The following is a 12,285-nucleotide window of genomic DNA, read 5'->3' on the forward strand; positions in this document are numbered from 1 at the left end:
GATCGCCCAATGTGAATTATCGTGAAGACAGGCGATCAAAATTTTTAGCAATTATGTATTCTGATGCAGAGCGCTTCCCCAATTTATAGTTCCAGACGATCGCTATAACAGGAAGCTTAGATCACTCTGAAAATCTTTCAACCCAAAGGATATTTTTATCAATTTGCATAATCTGACGTTCGATCGCTGCTTTTATATCTTCACTAGGATTTAATTCAGCTTCTTTTTGATACCGAATTCTACGTCGTTCCGATGCTGCTAGTTTGGAATTATATATACCCAAAAAACCCCTACCTGCATAAACACTGCGAGAACGAGCATTTGCTTGTATTACCTTCATATTAGCTGTTACTTCACGCTTCTGTAACTGTAATTCTTTTTTCTGATGGCGTAGTTCCTTGAGTAGTGCCTTTTGCTCTTTAGAAGAGTTAGGGGTAAAGTCTATGGCTTCTTGTAGTTTCTCCGCCATGTTTTCTAGGACTGATATATGTTTCTTCTGAAGCTCCTTTCTTTTCCACTGATTTAAAACATCTTTGTGAGCATCTATCTCTATCTCAATATTTTGAATTGAATCCATGATTTTTTGAATTGTAATGCCTGCATTTTTATCCCATTCTGATACTTCCGAGAATGTATAAAGTCCCTGAAAATCAAGCATTACTTTTGTATAGTTACTTTCTCTCAATCGAGTCTGAGTAAGTAAGGAAATTTTGCCCTCTACTTCTGCTATTTGCTGTTGTGATTTGTTGTATTTATGGGCGAATGCTTTTCCCGATGGACTGAAGAATACCCAAAAAACTAATCCCAACGATATCAATAGAAAAAGTATAGCAATAATAGGAGTTATTCCAATGTTAAAAGTTGAACTGCTAAAGACTAACCAGCAAGTAAAGATAGCTACACATAAAATTCCAGTAATAATAATTTGTAACTGAGGCATACGAACACGTGCTATATCAAATTATCTATTACTAGATTTCCCAAAAATAAGAAGAAGTTAGTTATCTTCAAAATATGTTACCCATTTTTAATTTTTCACTGTTCGCCCTCGTATCCCCAAAGCTAGTACACTCATTAACAACACTCCCATAACTCCTTGCAGGGGATTATTATTCACACCAGTTACCCAATCAGGAACTTCACCAGAATATTTCACTAATTTACCCACATTAATAATGTAGTAGCCCCAAACTAAACCACCATGTAAACCAATTGGTAAACCCAAACGTCCCCTTTGCCAACGCTTTCCCCATACCTGCGTTAACCCCAGCAGTACTAAAGCTGGAAATTGCGGCAGTGTATGAATAATTGCCTCCAAGGGTTTAATAAAGTGCAATGTAGCAAAGGCAATTGCATCTGTCCACAGTGCCACACGCAGACTGTAATCTCGTTGTAATTCATCTAGCAACCAGCCTCGGAATAACAATTCCTCAGCAAATCCAACACCTAAGCCAACAAGTAAACCCTCTAAAACAACTTTCAGCAAGAAAACTTTCGGTTGTTGCCACACCAACCAACCCAACAAACTTTCTACCCCAAAAAGTATCAGAATATTAATTATCCCCAGAGCCAAGCCACGCAGTAAATCCACACCGTTTTGCCGCGTGAATTCCAAACCATAATGCCGCAGAATTTGCGATTGCTGGTAGACATATTTGCCCCATAGTCTCAGGAGGAAAATAAATACTGCATATAACAATACCAATGTCAATATACTTTCTAAATTTGAATCATCCACTAGTAAGTATATTGGTGTAGCCAATGGCAACCATAGCAACAATAAAGTCAAAATAAAAGCACCCAGCCTAATAGGGACAGGGCGTTCAGCTAAACGGACAAGGTTTTTTTTCATACTAAATAAGTCACTAATCAGCAGCCAATACTCTAAATTTCGACTAATGACCAATGACTAATAACTAATGACTATTCATCAGGTTCAATGGTGCTACTTAAACCATGACTTATCAATGTTTCGCAATAAAACTCAGCGTGTTCCAAGGCGCAAGTAATGACTAAAGCTAGCCCGTTAGTATGGGCTTCCATCATGATGCTCACAGCTTGGGGTTGGGTAAGGCTAGGTACAGTGGCGATTAGCGACTGTACAACATGCTCCATAGAGTTGTAGTCGTCGTTATGGAGCAAAACGCGATACCGAGGCGCGAGCTTGCGGGTTGTGGAAGGCTTTTGAATAGTTTCAACTGACACGGCTCTTTGCTCTTTTCTCGTTACTTCACTACAACAAAGTCTCTGTTTTGCGATCGCTCAACAGTTGTTTACCTATTCTATAGTATTTTTGCTCAGATACTATGCTAGGAAAACCCTTTGCTGGCAGGGATTGGTTGATTAATTTTGCGTAGTCACTTGATAAGGCACACGTCTAAGACATGGCTGCCGTAAGAGTGCTACCCTAATCTTACAGAAGCTTTTCTTAAACGTAGCGCATTTTCACTTTTAAAATTAAGAAAGTTGCAAGCAAAACAATCCTTGCCCTTGCCCAAGATGGACATGAGCCTAGATTTTCTTCAACCAGGACAAATTGTGTCTCTAGAGTATGGCGACAGGAACCTGCATGCAGAAGTCATTCAATTTGTAATTTCTCGCCAGTTGTGCTGGGTGCGTCCTTTATTAATGGTTACTTTCATAGAAGAATCACCCTTAATTACCGATTTGCGAGACGCATCTGACTTACTTTGGCCTGCCAATTTATTTCGCCCAGCATTAGACACAGAAGTAATTACCTTCTTGAGCCAACTTTTAGCGAAAGAACCAAAAACTGAACCTGATTCAGCCGCAAAGCAGCAACTTAATCAGTTTATTCACCAACTTTGGCAAGCATATCAAGAGGGATTGGTGATTGGGGATTAGAATGGGGCATTGGGCATTGGGCATTGGGCATTGGGAATAGACAATATAGAGACTTCTTGAATAATTCTTCCTTGTCTTCCTTGTCCCTTTGTCTTCCCAGTCCCCAGTTTCTAATTATCTGCATCTTCCTCAACTGTAGCGAATACCACCATCTTTCATACATTGAAGACTGTAAAATTCGATTACTACATCCTTCGCACCAGAAATTATTTCGTCCCTTCGTAAGGTGGATAATTGTGGTTAGCAGCGTCGTCAATCGCCTGATGCATCACCTGAAGGATATGATTAGAAGTCAGTTTATCTGGCGAGCCAGTAGCCATATTGATGATATCAACTCCCTTAGCAACGAGTTCATTCCGCTTGTAGACAAATTCAGCAAACAGATTGGGAGGAATTTTTTTAGGCGTTTAGCGAACTGTATGGGGATTTTCGATAGAATGCACAATGTAGAGGTTTTTTAGCACAGTTTACGCCACTTTAAGTATTTAGATAATCAACCTCATAGAAAAATACTAGCCTTTTATCCCCCTGCTAGATTTAATTACGAATTACATTAGAGAGTCCTCGTCTTCTTACAGAGAAGCAAGCTACACATAACTTCTGTCTGCGACACCCTGCGCGAAGGTAGAAAGCGTCATTATGAATTATTTTAAAATCCCAGGCTAGGAACCAACTGGATTCGTCCAGCATCCATCTCTGCCATTAATAATTCTAAGGCTTCGTAATCAACATCAGAAATATAACCCAGTTCCGTCAGTTCTGAATTGATTTCATTCTCTATCTCAGGAGTTAGTTTTTTAATGTCAAGAGCTTTTTCTACCAATTTACGAATAGCGTACTGAGTTCTCATAAATAATAACCCAACTGTAATATGATACTAATCATCCCAGAGCGGTCTCAGTATAAAGAGCGATCCAAATACTAACTTAGTAGTGATATATATCACATTTTTATTAGTTAGAGAGATAATTCACTATGACTTTGCCGTATACCATCAGCAACGCTAAAGTTGCAGATTTAACCTAACGTTAAAACTTGGTTAAATTAGCTTTAGTGATAGACTAAGCAAGGTTTCTCAGCATAGTTACTGATAATTTGTCTGCTTTATGGCCGTCTATAGTTGATTCTTTTTGAAGTGACATAAAAAAAAAGTATATATAAACACATTTTAACCTGGAATTATAACAATCTTTAAACAGACATACTAAAGCAATAAAGATTCAGCAAAGAGAGCTAAGACGTATGGTCGATGCAACAAGATAGAGTTTATGTTCAAATAATCCTTAGCTTGACGCTTCAAAATTCTTAATAGGATGTAACTATGCAGGCAGTGCTTAACTATCCCAAAATTGCAGTTATTCGCCCCCAAGGGTGCTTAAATGCTGCAAACGCCTTGGAATTTGAACGAGATATGGCTACAGCGTTGGCGCAAAATGGTATTTCCACCTTGGTAGTAGACCTCGCAGCAGTAGAATCGTTAGACAGCGCGGGGTTGATGGCATTGTTATCTACACACAAGCTGGCTCTTACTTTAGGAAGAAGTTGCCAACTTAGCGCTGTTGCCCCACAAATTAGAATGATTTTTGAACTGACGCAACTAGATAGGGTATTTGAAATATTAGACGCTGAAGCCAAATTGCTTCAAATATAACTTTATGTAAAAGCACAAAGGTTCGGGCAATAATTAAGTGGACTTTATGTAAAGGAGTTGTAAGTTGCAACGATAAAATCTGTTAGAAGACCTAATTCAATGCTAATGTTGGGTTTAGGTAGCTGTAATTAAGGTAGCTAGAAGATAGCACAGTGGTTGTTGCAGTTGAAAAATTAATAACGTCAGATATTTTAAAACCAGCACGTTACCTGGGTAACGAGCTGTTAGCGGTACACAAACCTTGGGATACGGCAGCAATACGTTGGGTTTTAACCTACCCAGAAGTATATGAAGTCGGTGCATCTAATTTAGGGCACATCATCCTTTATAACATCTTGAATGCCCAACCGCGTCAATTGTGCGATCGCGCCTACCTCCCAGGAAAAGACCTGGCAGCCAAACTACGGGAAACTAATACGCCATTGTTTGCGGTAGAGTCAAAGCGATCGCTAAGAGAATTCGACATTTTAGGCTTTAGCCTCAGTTACGAGCTGGGTGCAACTAATATCCTCGAAATGTTGGATTTAGCTGGAATTCCCTTGACGTGGCGAGAGAGGCAGGAAAGCAGAGGAGCAGAGGGGCAGGGAGGCAGAGAATCTACCGATACCCAGTCATCCTTTCCGTTGATTTTCGCTGGTGGGCAAACAGCGACATCAAATCCTGAGCCTTATGCTGACTTCTTCGACTTTATCGCCCTTGGAGATGGAGAAGAACTGCTGCCAGAAATTGGTTTGATTTTAGAACAAGGCAAACAAGCAGGATTAAGTCGGGAACACCTGTTACTGGATTTGGCACAGATACCAGGCGTATATGTGCCTCAGTTTTACGACATGGCAGAGGATGGCTCAGTTCACCCTCTGCGCCCAGACGTACCAAAACGAATTCTGCGACGGGTTGCAACTCCCATACCAGCATATTCTATTGGTTTGGTTCCCTACGTAGAAACGGTGCATGACCGCTTGAGTATTGAGATTCGGCGTGGTTGCACTCGTGGCTGTCGCTTCTGTCAACCAGGAATGCTGACTCGACCAGCACGGGATGTAGAACCCGATAAGGTTGTAGAAGCAATTGAACAGGGTATGCGGGCAACTGGTTACAATGAGTTTTCCCTCCTATCTTTGAGTTGTTCTGATTATTTGTCCCTACCAGCAGTGGGGATGGAAATCAAAAATCGCTTAAAAAATGAAAACATTTCTCTGACTCTACCAAGCCAACGGGTAGACAGATTTGATGAGAATATTGCCAACATCCTGGGAGGTACGCGCCAAGGTGGACTGACTTTTGCTCCAGAAGCTGGTACTCAGCGGATGCGAGACATTGTGAATAAGGGGTTGACAAATGAAGAATTGTTGCGAGGGGTGAAAACCGCTTGGGAGCAAGGCTGGGATAAAATAAAGTTGTATTTTATGATTGGCTTGCCGGGTGAAACGGATGCTGATGTTTTGGGCATTGCTGAAACGGTAAGCTGGCTACAGCGAGAATGTCGAGGCAAGGGCAGAAAACCTCTAAACTTTAACCTGACGATTTCTAACTTTACGCCCAAGCCCCATACACCATTCCAGTGGCACTCAGTTTCTACGGCTGAATTTAAGCGCAAACAAAACCTGTTGCGGCAAGAATTCCGCCGAATCAAGGCAGTGAAGGTAAATTTTACCGATGTCCGCATTTCGGCAATGGAAGATTTTGTAGGACGAGGCGATCGCAATTTGAGCAAAGTAGTCCGCCTTGCGTGGGAATTGGGTGCAGGTATGGATTCCTGGTATGAAAATTTAGATCGAGCTTTTAGCGCTTGGGGATCTGCGATCGCCCAAGCTGATTTAGATTGGAAATACCGCCAAGTAGAAAATGGCGAATGGAATTTATTTCATATAGAGGCGCAAAAAAGCACAGAAGCAGAGGAGAACATCTCACTCAGCACTCCCCACTCTCTCGATATTCCCCTACCTTGGGATCATATTGATACCGGGATTGACAAAAAGTGGCTCCAAGAAGACTTGCAACGCGCTCTAGAAGCTGCAATCGTACCAGACTGCTCTTTTGAAGGTTGTTCTCATTGTGGCGTCTGTGGCACCGATTTTGGGCACAACGTGGTGATTGAATCACCTGCTATCCCAAAATTTGCTGGCGAATTTGTCCCCAACACAACTAAGGCGCAAAGACTGCGAGTTTGGTTTGGGAAACAAGGTAATATGGCTTTAATGAGCCATCTTGATTTAATCCGTCTGTTTGACCGAGTTGTGCGGCGATCCGGCTTACCAATTGCTTTTACTGGTGGGTTTCACCCAATGCCACGGATTTCTCTAGCAACCGCTTTGGCTCTAGGGGCTACTAGCAGCGGTGAAATTGCAGATTTTGAGTTAACTGTGCCAGTGGAAGTTGATACTTTCCGCGAAAAGTTGGCTAGTGAAATGCCCACAGACATACCTATATATAATGTGGAGCAAATAGATTTAAAAGCTAGTGCCGCTACCCAACTGCTAGAGTCCGCAGAGTATTTAATTACTGTAGCAGCACTAGCAGAAACAACACCCATACAATGGCAAACCTGGATTGATACAATCAAAGCAAAAGAGGAACTTTGGTACGAGCAAACAACTAAATCAGGCAAGAGCCAGTTAATAAATCTGCGCGATCGCTTATTTGAACTGGAATTAGTAGAAACCCACAATAGCATTGCAGAATGTATGTCATCTGTAATCCGTTATTTAGGTAGCTATCGCCAGGACGGTTTGCTGTTGCGTCCCGAACAAATCCTGTTTATGCTAGAGACAGTGGCTGGTGTAGAATTTCAACTCCTGCACATCCACCGCAATCGGCTAATTTTAGGGGTATAATCCCTGTAGGGCAACTTGCTAGTAGTTGTCCTATAGATGGCAGCTCACAGGAATTGATTTTTAGCAAGGTTGCGTTAGAATAGGGTGAAGAGAAATTTTCTGGCGCTGCATTGAATTAGCTGGTTCACTACCCTGTATTCAGGGGGCGAAAGCAAAGATATTAGAGTGCAACTTCTAGGATAAAATCCTAGACAAACAAAAAGCAGATTAAAGAATGCACACTCTCTATGTAGCTACCTTGTGAATCAGTAACTAACAGCAGGCTCGGTTAGTTTCTCTAAATTCATCCTTTTTAAACAACTGCTGAATGTCTAATCCACGTAGTGCCCAAGAGCTAGTGCATTACTTTTTTAGAGTTAAAGCAACTGCTGTCGGTTCTGCCTACTTGTAGACGTTCGCGAGACGCGCCAAGCGGTGCTTGTCTTAGTTTAGAGCGGCTCAAGGCAAGGTAGCAACTGTGGCTGCTGAGTATAACCCTAAGATAAATCCAGGGAATGGAAAATAGAAATAGTTTCTTTTTCTTAACGAATTCAGTAGGTTACTCTCAAAGAAAACATCCTGAGTTACAATGCTCACTCAGGATTTAGAACTTCAACTCAGAACTCTCAAGATTTGAGAGTATTGCATCACAAATCAACCACGAACGGTTGATTTAATAGCTTAAACGATATGCAGCAGTTCTGGAATAATCAGCCGTAAAAACGCTCTTAAGAGCGCCAATAGCTATTTAACTTAGAAGCTCAGATTTGCGATTTTTATTATCAGTAGCGCCTTTTGAGGGTTGCGAGGGCAGCGAAAGTATAATATCAAACCGAGAAAACATTGGTAATTAAAACTGACGCGGACACGCAATTAGTTTTGAATTATTAAGTAATTAACCGGACTTGATATAACAAACCTCAAACCTGTAAGTGCTGCCAATTTTTGAGGAAATTGAATGCCGAAACAAATTATCATCGCGGAGCAGCACCAAATTGCTGCGGTTTTTTCTGAAGATCAAATACAGGAACTCGTTGTTGCTACGGGTCATCATCAAATAGGCGATATCTACTTAGGAGTGGTAGAAAACGTATTGCCTGGGATAGATGCGGCTTTTGTTAATATTGGCGACCCAGAGCGCAACGGTTTTATTCATGTTACCGACTTGGGCCCATTGAAGCTCAAGCGTACCGCAGCGGCAATTACAGAACTACTTACACCACAACAGAAAGTTTTGGTGCAAGTAATGAAAGAGCCAACGGGGACAAAAGGGCCCAGGCTCACAGGTAATATCACCTTACCTGGACGCTATGTAGTACTGATGCCTTACGGTCGGGGCGTAAACTTATCTCGACGGATTAAAAGTGAAAGTGAGCGCAACCGCTTACGAGCGCTGGCGATTTTGGTTAAGCCGGCGGGAATGGGTTTGCTTGTGCGTACAGAAGCAGAAGGTAAACCCGAAGAAGCGATTATGGAAGATTTGGAATTGCTGCAAAAGCAATGGGAGGCTATCCAGCAGGAAGCCCATTCCACCCGTGCCCCAGCACTGCTCAACCGAGACGATGACTTTATCCAACGCGTATTGCGGGATATGTACGGCGCGGATGTCAATCGGATTGTGGTAGATTCCAGTACTGGTTTGAAGCGCGTCAAACAGTACTTGCAGAATTGGAGTGGCGGTCAAACACCGCAGGGATTGTTGATTGACCATCATCGCGATCGCTCCCCAATTTTAGAGTACTTTCGGATCACTGCTGCAATTAGAGAAGCCCTGAAACCAAGGGTAGACCTACCTTCTGGCGGTTACATTATCATCGAGCCGACGGAGGCATTAACCGTAATCGATGTTAACTCAGGTTCGTTTACGCGATCGGCAACAGCTAGAGAAACAGTTTTGTGGACAAACTGCGAAGCAGCAACAGAAATTGCTCGCCAGTTGCGTCTGCGAAATATCGCTGGGGTGATCGTCGTTGATTTTATCGATATGGAATCGCGACGCGACCAACTACAAGTTCTCGAACACTTTAATAAAGCACTCAAAGCAGACAAAGCTCGTCCCCAGATTGCCCAACTTACCGAACTGGGTTTAGTAGAATTGACCCGCAAACGTCAGGGTCAAAATATTTATGAATTGTTTGGTGAAACTTGCCCCACCTGTGGCGGTTTAGGGCATACTGTGCGTCTGCCTGGAGAAATCGAAAACCGATTGCCAATACCGGCAGAAACACCAGAGCGCGAACGTTTTGTATCCTTGCCTCACCGAGAACCACGTCAGCCATCTGCCCGTATCCCGGAACCACGAGAAACATACGATGGATTTGGGGAAGGATTTGACGGCGACTCGGAATTGAGCAACCTAAATCTGATCAATCATCCTAGTTATCAAGAACTTAATGATAAGCGCCGTACCCGGACTCGCCGCAGTCGAATTGGTGTCAATGGGCTAAACGGGAAAGATGAAGCTCGGATTGTTCCCAGTCCCCTGACTTTTGTTAACGAGCCAGATTTAGACCTGGATATAGAACCAGAACTAGGAGTTGCGCCAGAAATTCCCTCACCCACCCTTGGTAAACCAGGCTGGAGTGAAAGAGTAGAGCGCACTAAAATTATCAAGGCAGAACCAGTTAAACCAGTGGTCGAACCACCGGAGATTAGAACTGTAGAAATGAGCCTCCAAGAACAGGATATATTTGCCTTGATGGGAATATCTCCCTTAGTGAAGTTAGAGCAAGAGGTTAAAAATACCAAGTCTGTGATTATTAATGTGATTCAGCCCGGTCAAAAACCAACGACCCCAATTGAATCAACCTCAGAATCAACTATTGTCCAAAAAGCAACACCTGAAATAATCACTATTGCCCAAAAGGCAACACCTGAAATAACTGCAAGCAAAATACTGACACCAAAAGTTATTGAGCCAGAACAAAAATCTTTGATCGAAGAGACAACTGAACCACCATCGGAGTTAACTGTGAATCCTTCGGGACGCTTGTCTGCAAAAGCTGCCGCGAACGAAATTGCAGATGAAAGTGAAGCTAATAGTAGCGCCACAGCCAGCCGTCGCCGCCGCCGTCGTTCTTCAGCGATCGAGGATAATTAATTTGCTTTATGGTAGAAATATTGCCAACGCCTTTGGAACAATCCACTTGGTTGGAGTTTTCTACCTTGTTAGGGATTCCAGAGCTGGTTGCAGGTGTGGATGAAGTAGGGCGAGGTGCTCTATTTGGTCCTGTCGTGGCGGCAGCAGTGATCTTACCAGATCGCGCTTTGCCAATATTGATAGCAGCTAAAATCAAAGACAGTAAAAAGTTGTCTAGTTCTCGGAGAACTCAGTTAGCGCAGCAAATTTGTGCGCTGGCTATAGACTGGAAAATTGGGTTTGCTTCTACTGCCGAAATTGACAAGATAAATATTTTGCAAGCGACGCTGTTAGCAATGAAGCGGGCTGTGCTGAAGTTAAAGGTACAGCCTGCGCTCTGCTTGATTGACGGCAATCAGTCAATCAAAGATTTGCTATTGCCGCAACAAACAATAGTTAAAGGAGACGAGCGATCGCTCGCTATTGCCTCTGCTAGTATTGTCGCTAAGGTTTGGCGTGACGATCTGATAATGCGTTTAGCATTAAAATACCCTATGTACAACCTGGAGTGTAACAAGGGTTATGGTAGCCACCGGCATTTGCTGGCTTTGCAACAATACGGGCCTTCGCCCCTACATCGTCAGTCTTTTCGTCCTTGCCAAATCAAAATAATTCGTAATTCGTAATTCGTAATTTTCGGGTATAATTCCCTTTTCCTGCGGATACGGAATCTACGTTTATAGTTGGCTAAGTTTTCATCGGGGGTCTAAATCCACTTAGGGAACTCCAAATAAAAAAATACTCAACTACTTTTTGTGGGGTGGGCGACACGAGCGCCCCAAGCCTTGGGCGGACAAGATGTCCACCCCACAAGATTGGATAATTTATTTGTTGGAAGTCCCTTGTGTAACTGTTTCTAATTACGAATTACGAATTACGAATTACAAATTAGTTAAATAGTTACTCAGCATTCAGGATTGGTAATTCAGTACTATCACTGTCAAGTCCTCTATCTTTGGTTTGTGATATCACCCAGTAACGATAATCCGTCAAAAGTTGATTCAATAACCGTTGCTTAACCGACAACAGTACACTTTTGAGCAAACCATTGCCAGTAGCTTCTAAAATCGGCTTAGGAGTAAAGGAAAATGGCGGTGGAAAATCCACCACTACTTCTAAATCAGCTTTTCCTTGCAGGCGAGTGCCAGTGCTAAACTCTTTGGGAGACAAATAGCCTTTTAAATTGAGAGCAAAGCGCTGGTTAATATACTCGAAACCTAAAATTTCACAGTTTAGCGATCGCAAATAAATTATTCCATTTGATTCTGCCCAGACTCTCATGTCTACAGTAGGTTGAATACTCAATGACATAAAAGTCAGTGGACGCATTTTCAAGCGAAATACTTCCTCAGAAAGCTGCTGAATCCGGCTATTGTCAACCAAAGCCTTAACCAGACGTTGAGGCTGACGCAAGTAGTGCTGAATGGGAATAGGCTGCTCTGGAACAGCTATTTCAACCGATTGGGAGGCAGTAAACCGGGTAGCCATGAGCTAATAAAAATATCTGTTTCTTAATTTTAATATTTTTTAACAACTTAGTTTTGATTATTAGAAAAGTACAAAATTTATTGATTATAAAAACGATTGTTGCTTATCAGCTATACGTCACTAGCACAAAGTTGTTACGCTCATTCTATCTTGAGTTCGAGAAATATAAGATTAGGATTTCACTCTTGACACAAAAACAAGAATGTGCTTTTTGTTTTGGGTAGAAACCAATATCATTGCTCTTAAATCTTCAGAGGGATTTAGTAAAAAAACTACTATAGCAATCTGATTTGATTTCTGAATTAATCGTAGGGACTAGGGACTGGGGA

Annotated in this window: 10 protein-coding genes; 5 read left to right on the forward strand and 5 right to left on the reverse strand. The window is 42.2% G+C overall.

What is annotated here, in order from left to right:
* Positions 1–121 precede the first annotated feature (121 nt).
* From RMY64_RS20745 to clpS, 3 genes are all read right to left on the reverse strand, one after another.
* Positions 122–940: a hypothetical protein gene (locus RMY64_RS20745; protein ID WP_322700975.1), complete on the reverse strand. Its 819-nt coding sequence runs from the start codon at positions 938–940 to the stop codon at positions 122–124.
* Positions 941–1,027: 87 nt separating this feature from the next.
* The gene (locus RMY64_RS20750) at positions 1,028–1,852 is read right to left on the reverse strand and encodes a type II CAAX endopeptidase family protein (protein WP_322700976.1); all 825 of its coding nucleotides are present in this window, start codon (positions 1,850–1,852) and stop codon (positions 1,028–1,030) included.
* Between the two features lie 71 nt (positions 1,853–1,923).
* Complete coding sequence (gene clpS, locus RMY64_RS20755) at positions 1,924–2,205, reverse strand: ATP-dependent Clp protease adapter ClpS (RefSeq protein WP_012410249.1); 282 nt, start codon at positions 2,203–2,205, stop codon at positions 1,924–1,926.
* A gap of 294 nt (positions 2,206–2,499) precedes the next feature.
* Here clpS and RMY64_RS20760 point away from each other — a divergent pair, with 294 nt between their 5' ends.
* Positions 2,500–2,865: a hypothetical protein gene (locus tag RMY64_RS20760; protein WP_322700978.1), complete on the forward strand. Its 366-nt coding sequence runs from the start codon at positions 2,500–2,502 to the stop codon at positions 2,863–2,865.
* Between the two features lie 649 nt (positions 2,866–3,514).
* On the opposite strand, the gene RMY64_RS20765 is transcribed toward RMY64_RS20760, so the two are convergent.
* Positions 3,515–3,715: a hypothetical protein gene (locus RMY64_RS20765; protein WP_094349495.1), complete on the reverse strand. Its 201-nt coding sequence runs from the start codon at positions 3,713–3,715 to the stop codon at positions 3,515–3,517.
* A 471-nt stretch (positions 3,716–4,186) separates the two neighbouring features.
* Here RMY64_RS20765 and RMY64_RS20770 point away from each other — a divergent pair, with 471 nt between their 5' ends.
* From RMY64_RS20770 to RMY64_RS20785, 4 genes are all read left to right on the forward strand, one after another.
* Complete coding sequence (locus RMY64_RS20770; RefSeq protein WP_322675006.1) at positions 4,187–4,516, forward strand: STAS domain-containing protein; 330 nt, start codon at positions 4,187–4,189, stop codon at positions 4,514–4,516.
* Positions 4,517–4,668: 152 nt separating this feature from the next.
* Positions 4,669–7,350 carry a TIGR03960 family B12-binding radical SAM protein gene (locus RMY64_RS20775; RefSeq protein ID WP_322675007.1) on the forward strand — a complete coding sequence of 894 codons (2,682 nt, stop codon included), beginning with the start codon at positions 4,669–4,671 and terminating at the stop codon, positions 7,348–7,350.
* Positions 7,351–8,287: 937 nt separating this feature from the next.
* Positions 8,288–10,429 (forward strand): Rne/Rng family ribonuclease, encoded by a 2,142-nt coding sequence (locus tag RMY64_RS20780; RefSeq protein ID WP_322700977.1) that lies wholly within the window; start codon positions 8,288–8,290, stop codon positions 10,427–10,429.
* An 8-nt stretch (positions 10,430–10,437) separates the two neighbouring features.
* Positions 10,438–11,094 (forward strand): ribonuclease HII, encoded by a 657-nt coding sequence (locus RMY64_RS20785; RefSeq protein WP_322675009.1) that lies wholly within the window; start codon positions 10,438–10,440, stop codon positions 11,092–11,094.
* A gap of 274 nt (positions 11,095–11,368) precedes the next feature.
* On the opposite strand, the gene RMY64_RS20790 is transcribed toward RMY64_RS20785, so the two are convergent.
* Positions 11,369–11,956 (reverse strand): DUF1997 domain-containing protein, encoded by a 588-nt coding sequence (locus tag RMY64_RS20790; protein WP_322663547.1) that lies wholly within the window; start codon positions 11,954–11,956, stop codon positions 11,369–11,371.
* Positions 11,957–12,285: the final 329 nt, after the last annotated feature.

Origin of the sequence: Nostoc sp. DedQUE08, assembly GCF_034530895.1 — a bacterium.
Classification (GTDB): domain Bacteria; phylum Cyanobacteriota; class Cyanobacteriia; order Cyanobacteriales; family Nostocaceae; genus Nostoc.

Bases quoted from the DNA above. Each gene is read 5' to 3' on its own strand.
- RMY64_RS20745 (WP_322700975.1), bottom strand. From the start codon at position 940: ATGCCTCAGTTACAAATTATTATTACTGGAATTTTATGTGTAGCTATC.
- RMY64_RS20750 (WP_322700976.1), bottom strand. From the start codon at position 1,852: ATGAAAAAAAACCTTGTCCGTTTAGCTGAACGCCCTGTCCCTATTAGG.
- RMY64_RS20760 (WP_322700978.1), top strand. From the start codon at position 2,500: ATGGACATGAGCCTAGATTTTCTTCAACCAGGACAAATTGTGTCTCTA.
- RMY64_RS20765 (WP_094349495.1), bottom strand. From the start codon at position 3,715: ATGAGAACTCAGTACGCTATTCGTAAATTGGTAGAAAAAGCTCTTGAC.
- RMY64_RS20770 (WP_322675006.1), top strand. From the start codon at position 4,187: ATGCAGGCAGTGCTTAACTATCCCAAAATTGCAGTTATTCGCCCCCAA.
- RMY64_RS20780 (WP_322700977.1), top strand. From the start codon at position 8,288: ATGCCGAAACAAATTATCATCGCGGAGCAGCACCAAATTGCTGCGGTT.
- RMY64_RS20785 (WP_322675009.1), top strand. From the start codon at position 10,438: ATGGTAGAAATATTGCCAACGCCTTTGGAACAATCCACTTGGTTGGAG.
- RMY64_RS20790 (WP_322663547.1), bottom strand. From the start codon at position 11,956: ATGGCTACCCGGTTTACTGCCTCCCAATCGGTTGAAATAGCTGTTCCA.